Origin of the sequence: Caulobacter sp. BE264, from assembly GCF_031457805.1 — a bacterium.
Taxonomy (GTDB): domain Bacteria; phylum Pseudomonadota; class Alphaproteobacteria; order Caulobacterales; family Caulobacteraceae; genus Caulobacter.
The window spans coordinates 53,749-74,927 of sequence record NZ_JAVDXI010000001.1 but is presented as its reverse complement, the minus strand read 5'-3'; the positions used below and the strand labels follow the sequence as shown (position 1 = coordinate 74,927).

General features: G+C 67.7%; 18 protein-coding genes, 1 other RNA gene and 1 pseudogene. 4 read left to right on the top strand and 16 right to left on the bottom strand.

All coding sequences use genetic code 11. The features are described from left to right. Positions 1-69: 69 nt before the first annotated feature. Complete coding sequence (gene murG / locus J2X45_RS00350) at positions 70-1,155, bottom strand: undecaprenyldiphospho-muramoylpentapeptide beta-N-acetylglucosaminyltransferase (RefSeq protein ID WP_310209703.1); 1,086 nt, start codon at positions 1,153-1,155, stop codon at positions 70-72. Beyond that, a complete protein-coding gene (gene ftsW / locus J2X45_RS00345) occupies positions 1,155-2,327 on the bottom strand; it encodes a putative lipid II flippase FtsW (protein WP_310209700.1) in 1,173 nt (390 codons plus the stop codon). Before ftsW ends, murG begins: the two co-directional genes overlap by 1 nt. Before the next feature lie 91 nt (positions 2,328-2,418). On the opposite strand from ftsW, the gene J2X45_RS00340 reads away from it, so the two are divergent. Then, the gene (locus tag J2X45_RS00340) at positions 2,419-2,817 is read left to right on the top strand and encodes a hypothetical protein (RefSeq protein WP_310209698.1); all 399 of its coding nucleotides are present in this window, start codon (positions 2,419-2,421) and stop codon (positions 2,815-2,817) included. 92 nt (positions 2,818-2,909) lie between these two features. Further along, the gene (locus tag J2X45_RS00335) at positions 2,910-3,926 is read left to right on the top strand and encodes an HWE histidine kinase domain-containing protein (RefSeq protein ID WP_310209694.1); all 1,017 of its coding nucleotides are present in this window, start codon (positions 2,910-2,912) and stop codon (positions 3,924-3,926) included. 2 nt (positions 3,927-3,928) lie between these two features. Here the strand turns inward: J2X45_RS00335 and J2X45_RS00330 are convergent, their stop codons facing one another. The 13 genes from J2X45_RS00330 to J2X45_RS00270 form a co-directional block, all read right to left on the bottom strand. Beyond that, positions 3,929-5,785 (bottom strand): chloride channel protein, encoded by a 1,857-nt coding sequence (locus tag J2X45_RS00330; protein ID WP_310209691.1) that lies wholly within the window; start codon positions 5,783-5,785, stop codon positions 3,929-3,931. A 3-nt stretch (positions 5,786-5,788) separates the two neighbouring features. Next, a complete protein-coding gene (murD, locus tag J2X45_RS00325) occupies positions 5,789-7,204 on the bottom strand; it encodes a UDP-N-acetylmuramoyl-L-alanine--D-glutamate ligase (RefSeq protein ID WP_310209687.1) in 1,416 nt (471 codons plus the stop codon). Between the two features lie 14 nt (positions 7,205-7,218). Further along, positions 7,219-8,331 carry a phospho-N-acetylmuramoyl-pentapeptide-transferase gene (mraY, locus tag J2X45_RS00320; RefSeq protein ID WP_268068297.1) on the bottom strand — a complete coding sequence of 371 codons (1,113 nt, stop codon included), beginning with the start codon at positions 8,329-8,331 and terminating at the stop codon, positions 7,219-7,221. Next, the gene (murF, locus tag J2X45_RS00315) at positions 8,331-9,791 is read right to left on the bottom strand and encodes a UDP-N-acetylmuramoyl-tripeptide--D-alanyl-D-alanine ligase (protein ID WP_310209682.1); all 1,461 of its coding nucleotides are present in this window, start codon (positions 9,789-9,791) and stop codon (positions 8,331-8,333) included. Before murF ends, mraY begins: the two co-directional genes overlap by 1 nt. Beyond that, positions 9,784-11,244, bottom strand: a complete 1,461-nt coding sequence (locus J2X45_RS00310; protein WP_310209679.1) for a UDP-N-acetylmuramoyl-L-alanyl-D-glutamate--2,6-diaminopimelate ligase — start codon at positions 11,242-11,244, stop codon at positions 9,784-9,786. Before J2X45_RS00310 ends, murF begins: the two co-directional genes overlap by 8 nt. Next, entirely contained in the window at positions 11,241-13,010 is a 1,770-nt protein-coding gene (locus J2X45_RS00305; RefSeq protein WP_310209676.1) for a penicillin-binding protein 2, read from the bottom strand. Before J2X45_RS00305 ends, J2X45_RS00310 begins: the two co-directional genes overlap by 4 nt. Continuing rightward, positions 13,007-13,453 (bottom strand): cell division protein, encoded by a 447-nt coding sequence (locus J2X45_RS00300; RefSeq protein WP_310209673.1) that lies wholly within the window; start codon positions 13,451-13,453, stop codon positions 13,007-13,009. The genes J2X45_RS00305 and J2X45_RS00300 overlap by 4 nt, the downstream gene beginning before the upstream one ends. Beyond that, positions 13,450-14,385 carry a 16S rRNA (cytosine(1402)-N(4))-methyltransferase RsmH gene (gene rsmH, locus J2X45_RS00295; protein WP_310209670.1) on the bottom strand — a complete coding sequence of 312 codons (936 nt, stop codon included), beginning with the start codon at positions 14,383-14,385 and terminating at the stop codon, positions 13,450-13,452. The genes J2X45_RS00300 and rsmH overlap by 4 nt, the downstream gene beginning before the upstream one ends. Beyond that, entirely contained in the window at positions 14,382-14,849 is a 468-nt protein-coding gene (locus tag J2X45_RS00290) for a division/cell wall cluster transcriptional repressor MraZ (protein ID WP_310209668.1), read from the bottom strand. Before J2X45_RS00290 ends, rsmH begins: the two co-directional genes overlap by 4 nt. 351 nt (positions 14,850-15,200) lie before the next feature. Next, an RNA gene (gene rnpB / locus J2X45_RS00285) (RNase P RNA component class A) lies at positions 15,201-15,583 on the bottom strand. A 161-nt stretch (positions 15,584-15,744) separates the two neighbouring features. Continuing rightward, entirely contained in the window at positions 15,745-16,344 is a 600-nt protein-coding gene (locus tag J2X45_RS00280) for an FMN-binding negative transcriptional regulator (protein ID WP_310209665.1), read from the bottom strand. Continuing rightward, positions 16,344-17,072: an N-acetylmuramoyl-L-alanine amidase gene (locus tag J2X45_RS00275; RefSeq protein WP_310209662.1), complete on the bottom strand. Its 729-nt coding sequence runs from the start codon at positions 17,070-17,072 to the stop codon at positions 16,344-16,346. Before J2X45_RS00275 ends, J2X45_RS00280 begins: the two co-directional genes overlap by 1 nt. After that, positions 17,069-17,962: a DMT family transporter gene (locus tag J2X45_RS00270; RefSeq protein WP_310209659.1), complete on the bottom strand. Its 894-nt coding sequence runs from the start codon at positions 17,960-17,962 to the stop codon at positions 17,069-17,071. The genes J2X45_RS00275 and J2X45_RS00270 overlap by 4 nt, the downstream gene beginning before the upstream one ends. Positions 17,963-18,159: 197 nt before the next feature. Here J2X45_RS00270 and J2X45_RS00265 point away from each other — a divergent pair, with 197 nt between their 5' ends. Then, on the top strand, positions 18,160-19,656 hold the full coding sequence (locus J2X45_RS00265) for an NAD(P)/FAD-dependent oxidoreductase (protein ID WP_310209656.1): 1,497 nt from the start codon (positions 18,160-18,162) through the stop codon (positions 19,654-19,656). Between the two features lie 75 nt (positions 19,657-19,731). Then, on the top strand, positions 19,732-20,652 hold the full coding sequence (locus tag J2X45_RS00260; protein ID WP_310209653.1) for an oxygenase MpaB family protein: 921 nt from the start codon (positions 19,732-19,734) through the stop codon (positions 20,650-20,652). Positions 20,653-20,902: 250 nt separating this feature from the next. Here the strand turns inward: J2X45_RS00260 and J2X45_RS20280 are convergent. After that, positions 20,903-20,980, bottom strand: a pseudogene (locus J2X45_RS20280) (peptidase); the annotation flags it as partial. Positions 20,981-21,179 lie beyond the last annotated feature (199 nt).

Genomic DNA, 21,179 nt, shown 5'->3' with positions numbered 1-21,179 from the left:
GCTGCCATGCCGACCAACTCGACCTGCCAATCGGGCTGACCCGCAAACAGAGCCAGAGGACGGGATACTTTACCGCGCCGTCTTCTCTACGAGATCCGCCAGCTCCTCCGCCGCGTTCGGCTTGGCCGCGCTTCGGGCGCCGGCGGCCATCTTCTCAAGGCGTTCGGGCTTGGACAGCAGGGCCTTCAGGGCGGCGGCCATCACATCGACGGTTAGTTCGTCCTCCAGGCACACAGCCGCGCCGCCGGCCTCCTCCAGCAGGCGGGCGTTGAAGCGCTGGTGGTCGTCGGCGGCGATCTTCAGCGGCACCAGGATCGAGGGTCGGCCGGCCACCGCCAGCTCGGTGCAGGTCGAGGCGCCCGAGCGTCCGATGACCAGGTGCGACTGACGCAGATAGCCGGCCATGTCGCGGAAGAACGGCGCGACCTCGCAGTCGACCATGGCGTTGCGATAGGTCTTGCGGGCCTGCTCCATGCTCTCGGCGCGGGCCTGCTGGAACACCTTGAGGCGCGCGCGCATCTCCTCGGGCAGCTTGGCCACGGCCTCGGGGATCAGCTCGGACAGCAGGCGCGCGCCCTGGCTGCCGCCGGTGACCAGCAAGCGCAGTTGCACCTCGGGCGCCAGATAGGGAACGTCGAACAACTCGCGCACGGGCGGACGCACCGGATTGCCGACCACATGGGCGCGAGCCTTCACGGCGGGCGCGGCCTTCTCAAGAGTCGGGAAGGCGCAGGCGACTTCATTGACCCTTGGGGCCAGGAAGCGGTTCACGCGGCCCAGCACCGCGTTCTGTTCGTGAATAACCGTCGGACGGCCTTGCGACAGCGCGCCCAGCAGGGCCGGCAGGGCCGGATAACCGCCGAAGCCCACGACGACGGCCGGGTCCAGCCGCTTGAAGGCCGCACGGGCCTCCAGCACCCCCTGCATGACCGTGAAGCCAGCCTTGATCATGCCCAACGGGTCGTTGGACTTGGCCGTCGCAGCCGACAGCGCCAGGCGCTCTTCGGCGGGGAACTTGTCGGCGTACAGCGCGCCGCGATCGTCGGTGGCCAGCACCACGCGCCAGCCGCGCGCGGACAGCGCCTCGGCGAGGGCCTGGGCGGGGAACATATGGCCGCCGGTTCCCCCGGCGGCGACAACAGCCAGCTTGCTCATCAGGCGTCCGCGCGACCGAAGCCGAACTCGCCGCTTGCGCCATAGGCGCCAGGGCGCTTGCGCACCAAGGCCAGGGCCATGCCCAGCGTCAAACCCATCGCGAGCATGGAAGAGCCCCCGTAACTGATGAACGGAAGCGTCATGCCCTTGGTTGGGATCATGTTCAAGTTCACGGCGATATTGATAAGGGCCTGCTGGCCCAACAGCACGAACAATCCGGCCGCCGCAACCTGTTCGAACGGGTCGTTGAGCTTCATCGCCTTGTAGAGACCGCGCACGACGACGAAGGCGAAGAGGCCGATCAGCGACCACGAGAAGATCAGGCCGTACTCCTCGGCCGCCACCGAATAGATGAAGTCGGTGTGCAGGTCGGGCACGTGGCGCTTCATGACCCCCTCACCCGGCCCGCGGCCGAACAGCCCCCCGGCGCGGATCGCCTCGGCGGCGCGCGTGATCTGATGGGTGTCGGCCTGGTCGGGGCTCAGGAACTTCTGCACCCGCGCATGGACGTGGTCGAAGAGGAAGTAGGTCGAACACAGCCCCGCTAACGCCACGCCGCCCAGCCCCATGATCCATGAGATCGGCACCCCGGCCATCCAGAAGGCCGCGCCAAAGGCGATGGTGATCAGTACGGTCTGGCCGACGTCCGGCTGGATTAACAGCAGAGCCACGGCGATGAAGTAGAGCAGGAAGGCGATCGAGACGCCGGGCACGCCCTCGCCCTTCTGGCCCTCGGCGAACATCCATGAGACCAGCACGATCAACGCCGGCTTCATGAACTCCGACGGCTGCAGGGTGAAGCCGCCAAATTGCAGCCAGCGCGTCGCGCCCTTGGCGTTGTGGCCAACGAACGGCAGCGCGATCATCACCGCGATCGCGCCGATGTAGATAAAGAACGCCGCCCGCCGGATGCCCTTGGGCGACAACATCGACACGATCAGCATCAGCACTGTCGAAGCCGTGGCGAAGAAGCACATGCGCAGGGCGAAGTGGAACTGGTCGTCGATGCCGATCCGCTGGGCCGCAGCGGGGCTTGAAGCGAAGGACAAGAGCATGCCCAGGGTGACCAGCAAGGCGGTGGCGCCCAGCAGCCAGCGATCCGTCGTCCACCACCACAGGCCGATCGCGGTGCGGTCGGTGCGGGCGAAGGCATGTGTCGCGTTGGAGGCCATGAGCGGAGAGTCGGATCGGAGGGTTAATCAAACCTTGCTTCACCGATCTAACCCCGTGGACATGCGGCGAAAAGCGCGGGATGAGGGAGCCATGGCCTCCTCCGACGACCTTCGCCTGCTGGAAACCATCACCGATGCGGACCAGCGCAACGCCTTGGCTCTACGGCTGGCGCAAGCCGCAACGCCGGGCCTTGACGCCGTGCTGGTCAAGCTGATCCAGCGCCCGGACCTCGCCGACAAACGCGCGCCGCTGGTGCACGCGCTGAGCTTCATCGACTGTTCCGACCACGTCGCCCTGTTGGTGGAGCTTGTGGCGTCGGGCGGCTTCGAGGCGGCGCACGAAGCGCTTCAGGCGCTGGAGACCGTCGACGAGGCGGACGCGGACGACGTCGAGCAAGCGCGCGCCATTCTCGACCGTGCGCGAAGCGTCGCCAATCTGGAAGGCTGGCGCGAGGCGCTGCTCGAGGAGTTGGCAGAACTGTTCGACTGAGCGGGGCGTCCCAAAAAGCACGAAGGCGCAAAACCAGCGCTTGTATTCTTCGCGCATGCCGTGATCATTGACCGCTCGGGCAGGGACGTGGCGTGGCCGACGAAACATCGGACAAGACTGTTCTGGAAGGCGCTGGGGCGTATTTCCTCAGCGTGGTTGAGGCTAGTCCCGACTGCATTCGCGTTATCAGCGCTGACGGTTACCTCGAATACATGAACGCCCAAGGCAAGTCGCTCCTCGAGATCGAGGACTTCGACGGCCGCAATCGGTACCGCTACTGGCCGGACATGTGGCCACCGGAGAGCCGCGACACCGTTGAGCAGGCGCTTCACGCCGCCATGGCCGGCAACGCCGTCGCTTTCCGCGCGGCCTGCCCCACCGCAAAGGGATCGGTTCGCTGGTGGGACACCACCGTCTCGCCCATCCTCGAACGCGGGCGCGTCATTCGAGTTCTGGCGACGTCCCGCGACGTGACCGGCGAGCGCCTGGCCGAAAGCCACCGGCAACTGCTGGTCAACGAGCTGAACCACCGGGTGAAGAACACCCTGGCCACCGTCCAGTCGATCGCCAACCAGTCTTTGCGCAACGCTGGCGTTGAATCCTCGGTTCGCGAAGCCCTGGAAGGGCGGCTGATGGCTATCGCCGCCACGCACAACGTGCTGACAGACCAGAATTGGTCGGCCGCCAGCCTGCGCCAGATCGTCGACGGCTCAGTGACGCCGTATCGCACCTACCCCGCGCAGCTGACGATCAGTGGCGATGATCTCAAGGTCTCGCCAAAGCCCGCCGTGGTCATGGCCCTGGCCTTCCACGAACTGGCCATCAACGCCCTCAAGTATGGGGCGTTGTCGGCGCCGGACGGTCATGTGGACATCCACTGGTCGGTCGATCCGGACGACCAGTTGCTGATCGAGTGGGCCGAGCGCGGCGGCCCGACGGTGCGGCCGCCCGAGCGGCGGGGATTCGGTTCGAGGATCGTCGAGATGGCCCTGCCCAATGAACTCGGCGGCAAGGTGGCCCTGGATTACCGCAGCGACGGGTTTCGCTGCTCGATCCGTTCTCCGCTCTCGGCCCTGGACAAGAACGACGCCTTCATGCCGCTGGCGTAGCCTCAGGTCGCCTCGCCCGTGAGTTCGCGCCGGGCCTTTTCCAGCTCTTCGGCGTAGCGGCGGGTCACGTGGGCTTCGGTGATCAGGCCGATCACCTCGCCGCCTTCATCCACCACCGCCAGCTCGTCGGCGCCGGTTTCGTCGAAGGCGGTCATGATCGCCTTGATCGACAGCTCCGGCGCCAGGGCCACACGCGCGTGGCTCGCGAGCATCGCCACCGTCGCATCGCGCTCGGGCGGCTCGGCGTAGACGGCGGCGGTGGCGACGATGCCGGCGTAGCGGCCCGTTTCGTCGGTCAGCACCGCGCGCTTGGTCGAGCCCAGCGGGAACCGGCGGCGAAACTCCGCAAGGCTGGTGCTCGCCGCTATGGTCTTGACGTCCCGGCGCATCATCTTGCCGGCTGTAAGGTTGCGCATCCAGCTGACGTCATGGGCGCTGCGGATCGTCTCGCCGCGCAGGTGCAGGCGCCAGGTCGAGAACGAGTAGCCAAAAGTCTCGCGCACCACGGCGCTGGCGATCAGCGAGGCGGCCAGGGTCGCCCCGGTGACCGTGAAGTCGCCTGTGGCCTCCAGCACCAGGAACGACATGGTGAAGGGCCCGCCAACGATCGCTACGCCCAAAGCGCCCATGCCGACCAGAGAGGCGGCGATCGGGTCAAGATGCACCGTGCCTGCGGTCAGGTTCACCACTTGGGCGAAGGCCTGTCCCATCAATGCGCCCAGGAACAGGGCCGCGAAGAACAGGCCGCCCCGGAAGCCCGAACTCAGCGACACGATGGAGGCCACGGCCTTCATCAGGATCAGCACGAGCAGCACCTTCAGCGGCAGGTCGCTGTTAAGATCCAGATGCAGCGCGCCATGGCCGCCGGACAGCGTCTGCGGCGTCGCCAAGGCGAGAGCGGCCAGCGCGACGCCGCCGATCGCGGGCTTGGACCAGCGCGGGAGCGGCGCCTTGACCGCCCACCGATCCGCCACCGCCACGGCCCGCATCAAGGCCACGCCGAAGATCGCCGCAACCAGGCCCAACACGCCGTACAGCGCATAGTCGGCGGGGGAGGAGATCGCGACCACGGAGGTCTTTAGGAGGTAAGGCGTCGAGCCCAGCGCCTTGGCGACAAGGACCCCCGCCAGCGCCGCCGCAGCCACCGGCGCGATGTTGGCGACCGTGTAGGCGCCGATAACGATCTCGAACGCATAGAAGGCGCCGGTCAGCGGCGCTCCGAACGCTGCGGCGATGGCCGCGCCGGCGCCGGCCCCGACCAGAATCCGCAGGTCTCCCCGGCGCAGATTCAGGCGCTGGCCCACCCAGGAAGCAGTCGCCCCGCCAGCTTGGGCGTAGGCGGCCTCCAGCCCTACGGACGCACCGGAGCCGTTTGAGATCAGAGTCTGCACGCAGATGAACAGGCTGTCGCGGATAGACAGTCGCCCACCGTGCAGGGCGTTGGCCTCGACGGGGTCAACGGCGTGGTTGGGGCGAAAGCGCAGGATGGCGGCGGTGAACAGCCCCAGGATGAGCCCGCCCAACGGGATAGCCAGCAACCGCAAGGGCTCGACCCGGGTCTGGGCCGAAAGGCGCTCGTTGGGGTCGAAGTTGAAGATCCAGACCTGGGTTCCGTGCGCCAGCGCGCCGAGCGACACCGCCAAGGCGCCGGCCACGAGGCCCACAACCGTGGCTACGGCAATGACCCAGAGTTCAGAAGAGCGCGTCCGGCGGCGCAGCCAGGCCAGCCAGGGCAAGGCCTGTCGCCCGGCGTCGCGCAAACTCGCGCGATCGATCGCCGCGACACGGAGAACAGATCGCCAGGGAGGCGAAGCGGCCTTGGCGGACGCCGGTTCGGGGGCCTCGGCCGGCGCGCTCATCGCCTAGGCGACGGCGGCCTTGCCGCCACCCGTCGCCAATCCGTTCACGGCGGTGCGGAACGCCTCACCACGGGCCTCGAAGTCGCTGAACTGGTCGAATGAGGCGCAGGCGGGCGACAGCAAGACGATCGCCTCCTCCCCGCTGGCGGCCGCATCGGCGTAGGCCTGCTGCACGGCCCGCTCTAGCGTGCTGCTCAGCACGCATTCGGCCTTGCCGGCCAGCGTCCAGGAGAAGGGCTCGGCCGCCTCGCCAATCAGATAAGCCTTGGCGATGCGCGGGAATAGATCCTTCAGGTCGTCGATGCCGCCAGCTTTGGCCACGCCGCCGGCGATCCAGTAGAACTTCGGATAGCTGGACATCGCCTGACGCGCGGCGTCGGCGTTGGTGGCCTTGCTGTCGTTGACGAAGCGGACCTTGCCGATTTTGCCGACCGTCTCCATCCGGTGCGCCAGGCCGGGGAAGGTCATTAGGCCGTCGACCGCGTCCTGCATCGAGATGCCGATCGCGCGCGCGGCGGCGTAGGCGGCTGCGGCGTTCTGCCAGTTGTGACGACCCGGCAGGCTGCGGGCGCGCAGGATGTCGGCGACCTCGACCACACGCTCACCGGTGGCGTCATAGAGCACGCCTTGCAGCGCATAGACGCCCCGGCCCATCGCCTTGCCGGCGCTGATCGGCCAGATCGTACGGCGGTTGGCGGCGGTGATCTCGGTGCAGATCTGCTGGCACCAGGCGTCATCGACGCCGATGATCGCGGTGTCGCCCTTGCCCTGGTTCAGGAAAATCCGGCGCTTGGCGGCGATATAACCGTCCATGCCGCCGTGGCGGTCCAGGTGGTCGGGCGAGATGTTGAGCAACACCACCGCGTCGGGCTTGAGGCTGGAGGTCAGGTCCAGTTGGTAGGACGACAGCTCCAGGACATAGACCGCGCCGCCGTGCATGTCCTCGAGACCCAGCACACCCAGGCCGATATTACCGCCGACCCGCGTGTCGCGGCCCGCCGAGGCGCACAGGTGACCGATCAGGGCGGTCGTGGTCGATTTGCCGTTAGTGCCGGTGATGGCGATGATCTTGGGGCGCTTGTGGGCCGGGGCGGCGTTCACAGTGCGCGCGAACAGTTCGACGTCGCCCAGGACCTCCACCCCGGCGGCGCGCGCCTTCTCGACGGTCCAGTGCGGTTTGGGATGGGTCAGCGGCACGCCCGGCGACAGCATCAGGGCGGCGAACTGGCTCCAGTCAGCGGTTTGCAGGTCGACGACCGGGAAGCCTTCGGCGGCGGCCGCCTCCCGGCTGGCCGACTTCTCGTCCCACAGGGCGACCTTGGCGCCCCCCGCGATCAAGGCGCGCGCCGCCGTGAGGCCGGTTCGGCCCAGGCCGAACACCGCGACGGTCTTGTCCTCGAAACCGCGGACGGGGATCATCAGTACGCCACTCCCTACCGCAGCTTCAGCGTGGCCAAGCCGATGAAGGCCAGGATCATCGACACGATCCAGAAGCGGATCACGACGGTGGACTCAGGCCAGCCCAGCTTCTCGAAATGGTGGTGGATCGGCGCCATCAGGAAGACCCGCTTGCCGGTCTTCTTGAAGTAGGCGACCTGGATCATCACGCTCAGCGCCTCGGCCACGAACAGGCCGCCGACGATGCCGAGAACCAGCTCATGCTTGGCGCAGACGGCGATCGCGCCCAGCGCGCCGCCCAGCGCCAGCGAACCGGTGTCGCCCATGAAGATCTTGGCCGGCGGGGCGTTATACCAGAGGAAGCCCATCCCACCGCCGATGATGGCGCCGCACAGCACCGCCAGCTCGCCGACGCCCGGCGCGAAGTGCAGGTTCAAATAGTCGGCGAACTTGTAGTTGCCGACGAGGTAGGCGATCAGGCCGAAGGTCGAGGCGGCGAACATCACCGGTACGATGGCCAGGCCGTCCAGGCCGTCGGTCAGGTTCACCGCGTTTGAGAAGCCCGCGATCGTGAACGCCGCGAAGGCCACGTAGAACCAGCCCAGATTGATCACCAGCGCCTTGAAGATCGGGAAGACCAGGCTGGTCTCGAGATTGGGCGTCATCGGCGACTTGGGCGCGAAGACGATCAGGATCACCGTGGCGATGATCGCGACGATGAACTGAGCAATCAGCTTCTGGACGCTGGAGAGGCCCGCCGTAGTCTGCTTGGTGACCTTGGCATAGTCGTCCATGAAGCCCAGCACGCCAAAGCTGCCGGTGACCAACAGCACGACCCAGACATGGACGTTGCGCAGGTCGGCCCACAGCAGGGCGCCGACGAAAAGGCCCGCCAGGATCATGAAACCGCCCATGGTGGGCGTGCCGGCCTTTTCAGTGACGTGACGTGCGATGCCGTCGGTGCGGATCGGCTGGCCCTTGCCCTGCTTGGCCTTCATCCAGCGGATGAAGCGCGAGCCCATGGCCACCGCCACGATATAGGCGGTCAGCATCGCCATGCCCGACCGGAAGGTCAGGTACTTCAACAGGTTCAGGGCTGGAAAGTGCTCTTGCGAGCGCGCCAGCCATTCGTACAGCAAGTACAGCATCAGCCCCGTTCCCCAAGATCGAGAGCAGCCAAGGCGGCGGCGAGCACGCCGGCCTTGGAGCCGTTCGACCCCTTCACCATCACCACGTCGTCGGGCTGCACGGCCCCCGCCAGCGCCGACGTTAACTTTTCAGTAACCTCCGCGTAGCCGCCCCGCCGAGTCGGAGGAAGCGCCTCCCACAGCGATTTCATGTGGACGCCCGCGAGAAAAACGACATCGACGTTGGCGGCGGCGATCGGCTCCGCAAGCTCGGCGTGAAACCGGGCGCTGTCCTCGCCCAATTCGAGCATGTCGGTCAGGGCGATCACTCGGCGGCCGGCGACCTTGCGCGCCCCCAGCGTCTTCAGCGCGGCCTGCATCGAGACGGGATTGGCGTTGTAGCTCTCATCGACCAGCGTGAAGGCGCCGCCTGGGATGCGGATCGTCTTCTCCGCGCCGCGGCCCTCAATGGGCGCGAACGCCCCCAGCGCCGCCAGGGCGGTCTCGCGCGGCACGTCCAGCGCCTCCAGCATCAGCAGCACACACAGGCTGTTGGGGCCCCAATGGACGCCGGTCTGGAGCAGGGAAAACGTGATGGGTTCGCCCTTGATCACAGCTTTGACAACCGACTTCCCCGGCGAAGGCCGGGGCCCAGATCCATCTTGAGCGCTCGCCGCCTTGTCATCTGGGTCCCGGCATTCGCCGGGAAGGTCGGTGGAAAAAGAGACCAACTGGGCCGTGCAGTCCGGCGAAGACCCGAAGCTCCAGACGGTCGCGCCGACCTTTTCGGCCTCGCCCTTCAGGAATTCGAACCAGCGGTTGTCGGCGTTCAGAACGGCGATGCCGCCCGGCTGCAGTCCGGCGAAGATCTCGGCCTTGGCGCGCGCGACCCCCGCCTCGCCATCGGGGAAATTCTCGATGTGAACCGGCCCCACCGTGGTGATCGCCACCGCGTGCGGCTGGACGAAACCCGACAGCGGGACGATCTCGTCGGCGTGGTTCATGCCGACCTCGAACACCGCCCGCTCAGTGTCGCGCGGCATCCGCGCCAGGGTCAGCGGCACACCGATGTGGTTGTTGTAGCTCTTCACCGAGGCGTGGGCCTTGCCCGCCAGCCGCAAGCCCGCTTCGATGGCGCGGGTGACGCTGGTCTTGCCCACCGAGCCCGTCACCGCGCCGCGCTTGCACTGGGGCGCGCGCTCCCGCGCCGCGACGCCCAGGGCCTCCAGCGCTTTGAAGGTGTCCTCGACCATCACGGCGGGGGCGTCGACGACCTTGGTCGCCAGCACGCCCGTCGCGCCGTTCGCAACGGCCTGCGGGACGAAGTCGTGGCCGTCGCGCGCCCCGACCAGGGGCACGAAGAGGTCGCCCGGCTCCACCGAACGGGTGTCGATCGAAACGCCGGACGCCTTGAAATCGCCAGCCACCTTGCCGCCGACCGCTTGGGCGATCTCTTTTGCGGTCCAGAGCGCGTCAGGCATCGACACCCTCCAGCGCCTGCAGCGTCTCGGCCACGTCGTCGAACGGGTGCACGACGCCGGCGACGATCTGGCCCTGCTCGTGACCCTTGCCCGCGACGACGAGCACGTCGCCCTCGGCCATCAGCGCGACAGCGGCGCGGATCGCGGCGCGGCGATCGCCGATCTCGCGCGCGCCAGGCGCGGCTTCGAGGATGGCGGCGCGGATCGAAGCGGGATCCTCCGAGCGCGGATTATCGTCCGTGACGATGGCGATGTCGGCCAGCCTCGCGCCGATCGCACCCATCAAAGGACGCTTGCCCCGGTCGCGGTCACCGCCGGCCCCGAACACGGCGATCAGCTTGCCGGCCGTATGCGGACGCAGCGCCTCGAGCACGGTCTGCAGGCCGTCGGGGGTATGGGCGTAGTCGACATAGGCCTCGCCGCCCTTGGAGCCGCGCCCGACGCGCTGCAGGCGTCCGGCCGCGCCTTCGAGGCTTTCGAGGGCCTTCAGAACCTTGGCGCTGTCCTCGCCGGCGGCGATGCAGAGCCCGGCCGCGACCAGCACGTTAGAAGCCTGGAAGGCGCCGGCCAGCGGCAGCTTGAGGTGATGCACCACGCCGTCGGCCTCGACGACCAGGTCCTGACCGGCCGGCGTCGGCGTCCGCGACAGCAGGCGCAGCCCCTGCCCGTCCTCGCCTACAGAGAATACGCTCTGGCCCGAGGTGACGGCGGCGGCGGCGAAGTTCGGGAACGCTTCGCTGTCGGCGTTCAGCACCGCCATGGCGCCGGCGGGCGTCAGGGTGTCGAACAGGCGCAGCTTGGCGGCGCGATAGGCTTCCATCGAGCCGTGATAGTCGAGGTGATCCTGGGTGAAGTTCGTAAACCCGGCGGCGCTCAGCTTGACGCCGTCGATGCGGCGCTGGTCGACGCCGTGTGAGCTGGCCTCCAGGGCCAGATGGGTGACGCCCATATCGGCCAGGCGCGCGATCATCTCGGCGACATCGCCGGCGTCCGGCGTGGTCAGGCCTGGCGGGGTCAGTTGCTGATCGGGTTGGCCAGGTTGACTGACCACCACCCCGAGGGTGCCCATGCTAGCGGCCTTATGGCCCAGCTTGGTGAAGATCTGGCGGCAGAAGCCAGCGACGGAGGTCTTGCCGTTGGTGCCGGTGACGGCCACGCACATGGCCGGCTGCCTACCCCAGAAGGCCGCCGAGGCCAGGGCGTAGGCGCGACGCGCGTCCTCCGAACGGACCACCGGCACACCCAGCCCCTCGAGCCCGCCCTCGGGCGCCAGGATCGCCGCCGCGCCCTTGGCCACTGCGCCTTCGGCGAAGTCACGGCCGTCGACCTTGGTTCCCGGTAGGGCGGCGAACAGCCAGCCGGTCGTGACCTTGCGGCTGTCGGCGGTGACGCCTGCAATCACCGGATCGCTGGGGAAGGGACGGTTGAACAGGTCTGACAGTCGTCTGGTCATAGGCCCGCCTCCGGCGCGGCGTTCTTGGGCGAACTGGCGATGGTCACCAGCTCGGTCTTGCGTTTGACGCCGAGGAACGGCGCGATGCGTTCGATCACCCGGCCCGCCGCCGGCGCGGCGACCCAGCCGCCGGTCGAGAAGCCGAACGACCTGGCGTTGCCCTTAGGCTCGTCCAGCAGGATCAGCACGAAATAGCGGTCGGCCTCCAAGGGGCCATCGGTCGGGAAGGTGGCGGCGAACGACGAGACCTGACGCTGGTGGTTGTAGCGCCGGATCGCCGGGTCGTACTTCTCGCCTGTGCCGGTCTTGCCGCCGACCGAGAGCCCGGGCACGTCAGCCTTGCCGCCGCTCCCCCCTTCGCCGGGGATGACATTGGCGCGCATGATCTTGAGCATCTCGGCCGAGGTGTGCTCCGACAGCACGCGCTTGCCTTCGGGGCGCACGCCCGCCGGCAGCTTGCGGATCGTCAGGGGGCGCATCTCGCCGCCATTCAGCAGCGCGTTCATCGCCTGGGCCAGAGCCAGCGGCGAGATATTCATGCCGTGACCGAACGAGGTCGAGGCCACGGTGTCCTGGTCCCACTTACGAGGGGTCAAGGGGCGCGCCGACTCCTGCAGCTCGACCTTGGCCGGCTTTGTCAGGCCCAGATTGATGAAGTACTGGCTGAGGCGCTGGCCACCCACGCGCTCGGCCAGCATCGCCGTGCCGATGTTCGACGAGTGCTGGAAGACCTCGACGAGGTTCAGCACCGCCCGCGTGGCGTGATAATCGTGGATCGTGCGGTAACCCAGCTTGTAGGGCTCACGGGCGTCAAAGGTCGAAGCGGCCGTGGCCACTCCGGTGTCGAGACCGATCGCCACCGTAAAAGCCTTGAACGTCGACCCCATCTCATAGACGGAGGCGGCGGCGCGGTTGAGGCGCTGATCGTTGGTGGCCGCGCCCGCCTCGTTGGCGTCGTAGTCGGGCCAGCTGGCAATGCCTAGGATTTCGCCCGTGTGGACATTGGTCACGAGGCCAACAGCGCCCTTGGGCGTGAATTCCTCGGCGGCCTTGCGCAGCTCGTCCTCGAGCGCCGCCTGCACGCGCACGTCGATCGACAGCTGGGTGGGCCCGCCTTGGCCGCCGGCGGCCTTGCGGATGGGATCATCCAGAGCGCGCTCGGCGCCGGCCAGGCCCTTGCCGCCGCTGTCGACAAAGCCGATCAGATGCGCCGCCGTCGGGCCCAGCGGATACATCCGCCGCTCCTGCTCCTCGAACGACACGCCCGGCAGACCCAGGTTGAAGATGGCGTCCTTCTCGTCCGGCGTCAGACCGCCCAGGACGAAGGCGCGGTGATCGCCAAAAACCGCCTTGTCGAGACGTTTGGCGGGCACTTGCGGCAAGGCCTTGCCGAGCGCCGCGCGGGTCTCCTTGGCGTCCCACACCTCGCGAGGATCGACGTAGAGCGCATAGTGGGCCAGATCCACGGCCAACAGCGCGCCATTGCGATCAACCACGTCGCCCCGAGCGCCCTCGACGCCCAGGGTGTAGCCGTTGCCCTGCCCCGCGCGCGAGAAGAGCGCCGACCAGCCCGCGCCCAGGCTCACCCCGACAAAGCACAGGCCGAAGAAGCCCATGACCAGGAAAATCCGGATGCGGGTGTCGTCCTCGGGCCGGGCGGCGGCGCGCGAGCGCTCGAAGGCATGCTCCAGCCGCCAGACGCGCTCGACCACCCATCGCCAGAGCGGAGATTGAACGCCGCCGGGACCCAGGTTCGAGAGGCTCATCGCAAAACCCCTTGCACGGCGGGCGGCGGCGGGACTGCAGCATCGTCCGGCAAGGCCTCCGGCCCGTCGGCCGCCAGCGTCTCAGGCGTGACCGGCGCGGCGGATACCGGCGCCTTGGGCAACTCGCGGCGGCGCGCAACGTCGATCAGGGCGTCTTCGGTGATCTCGTGGTCCGGCGCGATCGGCTTCAGCTGCATCATCTGCGCCAGTTGCTCGATGCGGCGAGGCTGTTCGAGGTGCGCGACCTCGGCGGCCAGCAATCGCTTACGAGCGGCCTCCTCCTCGATCTCCTGCTCGATGCGGGCGATCTCCTGACGCTCGCGGCCGGCGAAGGTCTTGGCCAGATAGACGCCGGTGACCAGGCTGAGCAGGATGCACAGCCCCACCACCTCCACGACACGGAAGCCCCGGACCCGGCGGTTGAACACGCCCACGGCGGTCATGCGGAGACCCCCCATACGGGAGCGTCGGTGCGGACGGCTGCGCGCAGCTTCGAGGATCGGGCGCGCGGGTTGACGGCCAGCTCGGCCTCGCTCGGGGCGATGGCCTTGTTGGAGATCAGCTGGAAGCTAGGCGCCGCGCCCGCCTGGACCGGCGGCGCATGGCGCGAGCCGCCCGGCGTGCGCCCGGCCCGCTCGGCCAGGAACGCCTTGACGATGCGGTCCTCCAGCGAGTGGAAGGTCACCACCACCAGCCGTCCGCCGGGTTTGAGCACCCGCTCGGCGGCCGCGAGACCCGCCTCCAGCTCGCCCAGCTCGTCATTGACCGCGATGCGCAGGCCCTGGAACGAGCGCGTGGCCGGATGGACCTTGGCGCCCTTGCGGCCGCCGACGGCGCGCTCGATCACCTCGGCCAGGTCCAGGGTGCGCTCGAACGGCTTTTCCTCGCGGCGGCGGACGATGAAGCTGGCGATACGGCGCGAGGCGTGCTCCTCGCCATAGACATAGAGAATGCGCGCCAGCTCGGTCTGGTCGAGCGTATTGACGAGGTCAGCGGCGGTGGGGCCGGTATCGCCCATCCGCATGTCCAGCGGGCCGTCGCGCATGAACGAAAAGCCGCGCTCGGCCTGGTCCAGCTGCATCGATGAGACGCCCAGATCCAGCATCACCCCGTCGACGCTCTGCGCGCCTAGCTCGTCGAACATTTCGGAGAAGCGGGCCTGGACCAGGCGGAAACGGTCGGCCGGCAAGTCCTCGGCGAATTGGCGGACGGTCGGGTCGCGGTCAAACGCCACGACGCTTGCGCCGGTCGACAGCACTGCGCGGGTGTAGCCGCCGGCCCCGAAGGTGCCGTCGACGACGACGTCACCGGGCTTGGCGTCCAGCGCCTCGACGACCTCGCCGAGCAGGACCGAGATGTGCGGGGCGGCGCTCACGCTGCGCCTCCGAACTTTGCGGCGCGCTGTTGGGCGCGCAGGGCCGCCAGACCTTCGCGCGCCAGATCACGCTGCTGGGCGCGATGGGCCTGGAAGGCCTCGCGCGACCAGATCTGAAAACGCTCACCCATACCGACGACGGCCACCGAATCCGTAAGGCCGAACATGTCGCACAGATGGTCGGGCAGCGTAATGCGACCAGCTGTATCAAAGGTCAGCCGGGCCATGCCGCCCAGGATGCTGGTCTCCAGCGCTGTGCGGACGGGATCGCCGAACGGCATCTCCTCGATCACGGCCTGGTAGCGATCAAACAGCGCCTTGCCGCCCGCCTCCAGGCAGTCGGCCTCGATCGAGGGGAAGCAGAAGATGCCGTCAAAGGGACCCGAGACGGCCGCGCGGAATTCCTGCGGCACGACGATGCGCCGCTTGCTGTCGAGCTGTTTCTCGAACGTCGAGAGAAACACTGAAGCTTAAACCCCGCCAGACCCAAGCCGGTCAGCGAGCCACCACCCTCGCTCCGACGAGAATTGGGTTAACATGGGATGAACTGGGATACAATGACACCTCAGAGCAATTCATCGCAATTTCAAAGATGTCGCACCCGTTGTTCACGGAGCCGGAAAGTTAATACACAGAACATACACAGAACTCGCGAATGAGCGAGGCGCGCGGTGTCATTTGAGCCCATTGCGAGGGAGGGGAAAACCCTCTCCACGTTGAAGAGGTGGCGGAGAGGGGCGCCGAGCGGACATGCCAAACCCTTCCCCCTCCGGTCGCTTCGCGACCGCCTCCCCCGCTTGGGGGAAGGATTTGAGGGGACCAGATGATCTGTAAGCCGGGTTCTGTTCCGCCTCTAGCGAGACGGCGACGATCATTCCTCTAGGCCGGCCATTGCTGGACGGCTCTCGCGACCTACCCGGACCCTCTCAGCCAGTGACGGCCTATCCGACGCGAGGTCGGCGCGGGGTCCCTATTCGGTCTTGCTCCAGGCGGGGCTTGCCATGCCGTCCCTGTCACCAGGTCCGCGGTGGGCTCTTACCCCACCCTTTCACCCTTACCGCCCGCGAACGGGAGGCGGTTTGCTTTCTGTGGCGCTATCCCTGGGATCGCTCCCGGTGGGCGTTACCCACCGCCTTGTCACCGTGGAGCCCGGACTTTCCTCGGCGTCCGAAGACGACGCGACCGCCCGACCATCTGGTCCGGGGGTTCAATGGCCTTGCTGGCCAGCGAGGTCAACTTTCATATGTCATCCCGGCCGGACCCCGGCCTCGAGCCGGGGGGAGAGCCGGGACCGCGAGAAGCGTCGGCGTCTGCCGCGGTCCCGGATCTGCGCGCTACGCGCTTGTCCGGGATGAAAGCTCAGATTGAGCGCATCAGCCCTGCGATCGGATGATCGCCCAGACGCTTGGCCGCGCCCAAGCGGTCGGCGTCGGATTTGTTCTGCGAGAGCTTGAAGGTCCCCTCCAGGCGCTCGACGAACAGGCGCCCGCCCTGGATGCCGCGCAGCAGGGCGTCGAACTTGCCGGGCTTCATCTTGTGGCGGGTCCAGGGCGTCTTCGGCGAAAGCCGGGCCTCTTCCTGGGCCGACAGGTCGTCGAGCAGCGCGATCAGCTCGGCCTCATTCAGCGGCGCCACCGAGCCCTCCGCCTCGACGGAGAGATAGTTCCAGGTCGGCACCTGGTCGGGGCTCTCGTACCAGTCGGGGCTGACATAGGCGTCGGGGCCGGTCGCCAGCGCGATGGCCGGGAAGCCTTGGGTCAGGTGCGGCGTCAGCACGTTGCCGCGCGACAGGTGGAAGTCGAGGGCGATCTCGCCTTCCACTTCGCGGATGACGATCGGCGACTGGGCCACGAAGGGCCGTCCGCCGACGCTGGCGGCGAGCGTCACGAACGCATGAGCCCGCAGGAAATCGAGCAGAACCGCCCGATCCTCGACATGAAACGGCTTGGCCGGATGCATCAGTCAGCCGCCGCCCGCAGCAGGCCTACCAAGCGCGCCCGGGTCTCGCCGTCGGCGATCCCGTCGAAGCGGCTCTGCAGCCAGTGGCGCTGGAAGGCCGAGACGACGGTGGCGGTCCATTCGTCGTACTTGCCCGTCGGGGCGCAGTCGAAGCCCAGGCGCGTCAAACCAGCCTGCAGCGCAAAGACGCCCGCCCCCTCCTCGCCCTGCCCCAGCGGCGCGCCGGGCGATGGCGCAGGCTCGATCCACAGGCCATGGCCGCTCTCGGCGAGGCGCTTCCAGGGGAAGAGCTCGCCCGGATCGATCTTGCGCGCCGGGGCGACGTCGGAGTGGCCGAGGATGCGGCTGTCGGGGATCATCCAGCGCGAGCGGATGTCGGCCAGCAGGTTGATCACTGCAGCGATCTGGACCTCGGGGAACGGGCGATAGCCGAACTCGTGGCCGGGATTGACGATCTCGATCCCGATGGAGGCCGAGTTGATGTCCTTGACGCCCTTCCAGAAGGCCGCGCCGGCGTGCCAGGCCCGGCGTTCCTCGGGGACGAGGCGTACGATCCGACCGTCCTCCTCGACGCAATAGTGCGCGCTGACCTTGGCCTCGGGATCGCGCAGGCGCTCGATCGCCGCCTCGCCGCTCTCCATGCCGGTATAGTGCAGGATCACCGTGTCGGGCACGGCCTTGCGGGCGTCGAAATTTGGCGACGGGGCCTCGATCAGGGACAGGCTCATTGCAGGCGGCTCCGCAGGGACGTCAGCAGGGGCATGACCTGATTCCGCCGAAGCGCGATGATCAGAACGCCCAGCAGCGCCAGGGCCGCGCCGATCCCCATCCGCAGATCGAAGTGGTCATGGGTGACCACCACGCCCAGGCCGATCGTGAAGAGCGGCGTCATCAGGGTCAGCGGCGCGATCAGATTGGCCTCATAGCGCTGGATCAGGCCGTAATAGGCCGTATGGGCCAGGATCGAAACCACCACCGCCGAGAACACCACCGCCGCGACAAACGGCCAGCCGGCGTGGAAGCCCGCCGCCACCTGCCCCGGCTCCATGACGGCGCTCATCGCCGCCAGCGGCCAGAGCGAGGAGAAGCCGACCCAGGCCTGGAACTGTAGCGGTTTCACGCCCTCGATCTGCTTCATCATCACCGCGCCCAGCGAGCCGGTGAAGGCCGCCGCCACGATCAGCCAGAGGCCGGCCGATAGCTCGATCCCCTTGGGGCTCCACATCACCACCACCGCGCCCAGCAGGGTCAGGGCGATGCCCAAGCCCCGGCGCCAGCGAATCTTCTCGCCCAGGATCAGCACCGACAGCAGGGTGGTGAACGGCACGCCGACCTGGATCACAACCGAGGCCGCCGACGGCGAGGCGGTCTGGAACCCCATGAACAGCAGGGCGAAGTTGCCGCCGCCCATCAGAAGACCCACCAGCACCATCCGCCAGGTCGGGCGGGGCGCGGGCAGCAGCCAGGGCAGGGTCAGGATCGCCACCAGGGCGAAGCGCACGGCGGCGTAATACAGCGGCGGCACACCCCAGTGGGCGACCACCAGCTTGGAGATGATGTTGCTGCCGGCCCAGATCAGGCAGATCAGCACCAGAAGGCCAAAGTCGCGAAGGGACATGGAACACCGCTTAAGCCCCCGCCCCTTCCGTATGCAATCAAAACCCGCATCGCCGCCGACGGGTCCTGGTTGACGTTCGGTCAAAACGGTCGTTTGTTGGTGAACAGCGTTCACATAAGCCGCGTCGGGTCAACCGTCGGGCGCACGCGTTGGGACCACGCAAGCGCGCGGCGCTTGCCAAAGGGGGCGGGAAACGAATGGCCATGCAGCATGTCGACGTACTGATCGTGGGCGCGGGACTGTCAGGGATCGGCGCGGCGTACCACCTGCAAAAGCACTGCCCCGGCAAGACCTACGCGATCCTGGAAGGGCGCGAGGCGATCGGAGGCACCTGGGACCTCTTCCGCTATCCCGGCATCCGCTCCGACAGCGACATGTACACGCTGGGCTACAGCTTCAAGCCGTGGAAGGCGGCCAAGGCCATCGCCGATGGTCCCTCGATCCTCGACTATGTTCGCGAGACCGCCCGCGAGCACGACATCGACCGCCACATCCGCTTCAAGCATCTGGTCAAGCGCGCCAGCTGGTCCACGAAGACGGCGACCTGGACCGTTGAGGCCGAGCACGACGGCCAGCCCGTGACCTTCACCTGCCGCTTCCTGCACATGTGCGCGGGCTACTACCGCTATTCGGCCGGCTACACGCCGGACTTCGCCGGGACCGAGCGCTTCAAGGGTCGCATCGTCCATCCGCAGCACTGGCCCGAAGACCTCGACTATAGCGGCAAGAAGGTCGTGGTGATCGGCAGCGGCGCCACCGCCGTGACCCTGGTGCCCGAGATGGCCAAGACCGCCGCCCACGTCACCATGCTGCAGCGCTCGCCGACCTATGTCGTGTCGCGCCCGGCCGAGGACGGGATCGCCAATTGGCTGCGCTCCAAGCTGCCAGCCATGACCGCCTATGGCATCACGCGCTGGAAGAACGTGCTGTTCCAGCTCCTGTTCTTCAACCTGGCGCGCAAGAAGCCGGAGAAGACCAAGGAACGCCTGCTCTCCATGGTGCGCGAGCACCTTGGCCCCGACTACGACGTCGAGACCCACTTCACCCCGCGCTACAATCCCTGGGATCAGCGCCTTTGCCTGGTGCCGGACGCCGACCTGTTCGACGCGCTCAAGAGCGGCGCGGCCTCGGTGGTCACCGACCACATCGAGACCTTCACCGAGACTGGCATCCAGCTGAAGTCCGGCAAGACGCTCGAAGCCGATGTCGTTGTCACCGCCACGGGCCTGCAACTCCAGTTGCTCAGCGGCATGGAGGTCGTGGTCGACGGCAAGGTCGCCGACCTTTCGCAGTCGATGAGCTACAAGGGCATGATGTTCAGCGACGTGCCGAACCTGGCCTCGGTGTTCGGCTACACCAACGCCAGCTGGACACTGAAGGCTGACCTGACCAGCGAGTATGTCTGCCGCCTGCTCAACCACATGGACCGCACGGGCGCCGACTACTGCGTGCCGCGCCTCGACGGCGAGGTCGAGGCCGCGCCGTGGCTGGACTTCTCGTCGGGCTACATCACCCGCTCGATCGGTCAGTTCCCCAAGCAGGGGACGCGCAAGCCCTGGAAGGTGCATCAGAACTACGCGTTGGACCTGATGACCCTGCGGATGGGCAAGGTCGAGGACGGCGTCATGCAGTTTGGCCGCAAGACCGGCGCGAGCGCGAAGGCTGCGCCGGAGAAGGTGCTGGAACCGGCCTGATCGGGGCGCCGAGGCCCCAGGGGATAGGTTGCGGCCCGCCGCCTAAGCGCCGAGATTGAGGTGCAAGGAGCGCCGATGGCCCGCCCATCCTCGTATCTCGGCTGGAAAATTGACTACGCCCGTCCGCCTGGCGAGCCGGCCCTGCTGGATCCGGGTTCAATGCACTGGCGCGTCTACAAGAACCCGATCGCCCTGGCGGTCGGGGGCGTGGCGGCGGTGCTGCTGGAGTTCGCCGAGCCGCGGATCCGCTCGGGGGTGTGGGATCACTCCAACTTCAAGACCGATCCGCTCGGCCGCGCCATGCGCACCGGGACCGCCGCCCTGATCGGGGTCTATGGCCCAGCCTCGGCGGCGCGGCGGGTGATCCAGGGCGTCACGCACATGCACGCCCGCGTGTCGGGCGAAACGCCGGGCGGCGAGGCCTACCGCGCGCTGGACCCTGACCTTCTGAACTGGGTGGCCGCCACGGCGGTCTATGGCTTCGTCACCGCCTATGACCGGTTTGTTGAACCGCTGACCGAGGCTGAGAAGAGCCGGTTCTACGCAGAGGCCGCCCCCGTGGCCTGTCTCTACGGCGCGACGACCTCGCCAGGCTCGGAGGCCGAATTCATGGCGATGCTGCAGGCGCTTACGCCGCGCTTCGAGCCGCATCCTATCGTCGATGAGTTTCTGGCGACCATCGCCTCCGGCAGGGCCGCCCCGGCCGTGCCCAAACCGCTGCACCGCGCCCTGGCCCGCGCCGCCGTCTCGCTCCTGCCGCCGACGGTGCGGCGAACGCTGGCGCTGGGGCGCGAGCACGATCTCCGCCTGGCCGAAAGCCTCGCGCTGAAGACGGGCGGGAGACTGGCCGAAAGGATCGCGATCAAGAGCTCGCCGCCCTGCCAGGCCAGTATCCGGCTGGGGCTGCCGCACGACTTTCTCTATCGCGGCGAGGCGGAGCGGCGGCGACTGCTGCTGGCGGCCTCGCGGCACAGGCTCTTGGCCGCCGGTAAATAAGCGGGTCACCGGCGAGCCCGATGCGGACATAGGAAGCGGACATTCCGGAGGGCTGAGAAGGGTGGAAGTCGGACAGGCCGCAGGCCCCCACCGGACCATGCTTCGCATGGTCGTCCGCCCCCATAGGGGGCAGAAGGTGCGCTTCCTTCTTCCCCCTCCGGGGGAGGAGCGCCGAAGGCGCGGAGGGGGCAATTATGGGTGGATGGCAGATCAAATCCTCCCCCTAGCGGGGGGAGGTGTCGGCGAAGCCGACGGAGGGGGAAGAAGCCGGCTCAGCAGAACTTCCCCCTCCGGCCTTCGGCCTCCTCCCCCTCTGGGGGGAGGATTTTTCAAACGTCTCACTAGGGTCGGGAGCAGAGTCTAACGCCCCCCCAGAAACCCGACCTTCCCGGCGAATGCGGGAATCCAGATCGAGCCCACCAGCGGCTATCCGACAAGCGCCGCATGACGTCGCATCACCCAGCCGTTTCGGATGAATCTGGGCCCCGGCGTTCGCCGGGGAGGTCGGTCTGTTTGAGCTGGCCAAC

Excerpts from the sequence above, each read along its gene's own strand:
- murG (WP_310209703.1), bottom strand. The coding sequence starts at position 1,155 with ATGAGCAAGCTGGCTGTTGTCGCCGCCGGGGGAACCGGCGGCCATATG.
- ftsW (WP_310209700.1), bottom strand. The coding sequence starts at position 2,327 with ATGGCCTCCAACGCGACACATGCCTTCGCCCGCACCGACCGCACCGCG.
- J2X45_RS00340 (WP_310209698.1), top strand. The coding sequence starts at position 2,419 with ATGGCCTCCTCCGACGACCTTCGCCTGCTGGAAACCATCACCGATGCG.
- J2X45_RS00330 (WP_310209691.1), bottom strand. The coding sequence starts at position 5,785 with ATGAGCGCGCCGGCCGAGGCCCCCGAACCGGCGTCCGCCAAGGCCGCT.
- murD (WP_310209687.1), bottom strand. The coding sequence starts at position 7,204 with ATGATCCCCGTCCGCGGTTTCGAGGACAAGACCGTCGCGGTGTTCGGC.
- mraY (WP_268068297.1), bottom strand. The coding sequence starts at position 8,331 with ATGCTGTACTTGCTGTACGAATGGCTGGCGCGCTCGCAAGAGCACTTT.
- murF (WP_310209682.1), bottom strand. The coding sequence starts at position 9,791 with ATGCCTGACGCGCTCTGGACCGCAAAAGAGATCGCCCAAGCGGTCGGC.
- J2X45_RS00310 (WP_310209679.1), bottom strand. The coding sequence starts at position 11,244 with ATGACCAGACGACTGTCAGACCTGTTCAACCGTCCCTTCCCCAGCGAT.
- J2X45_RS00305 (WP_310209676.1), bottom strand. The coding sequence starts at position 13,010 with ATGAGCCTCTCGAACCTGGGTCCCGGCGGCGTTCAATCTCCGCTCTGG.
- J2X45_RS00300 (WP_310209673.1), bottom strand. The coding sequence starts at position 13,453 with ATGACCGCCGTGGGCGTGTTCAACCGCCGGGTCCGGGGCTTCCGTGTC.
- J2X45_RS00280 (WP_310209665.1), bottom strand. The coding sequence starts at position 16,344 with ATGCATCCGGCCAAGCCGTTTCATGTCGAGGATCGGGCGGTTCTGCTC.
- J2X45_RS00275 (WP_310209662.1), bottom strand. The coding sequence starts at position 17,072 with ATGAGCCTGTCCCTGATCGAGGCCCCGTCGCCAAATTTCGACGCCCGC.
- J2X45_RS00270 (WP_310209659.1), bottom strand. The coding sequence starts at position 17,962 with ATGTCCCTTCGCGACTTTGGCCTTCTGGTGCTGATCTGCCTGATCTGG.
- J2X45_RS00265 (WP_310209656.1), top strand. The coding sequence starts at position 18,160 with ATGGCCATGCAGCATGTCGACGTACTGATCGTGGGCGCGGGACTGTCA.
- J2X45_RS00260 (WP_310209653.1), top strand. The coding sequence starts at position 19,732 with ATGGCCCGCCCATCCTCGTATCTCGGCTGGAAAATTGACTACGCCCGT.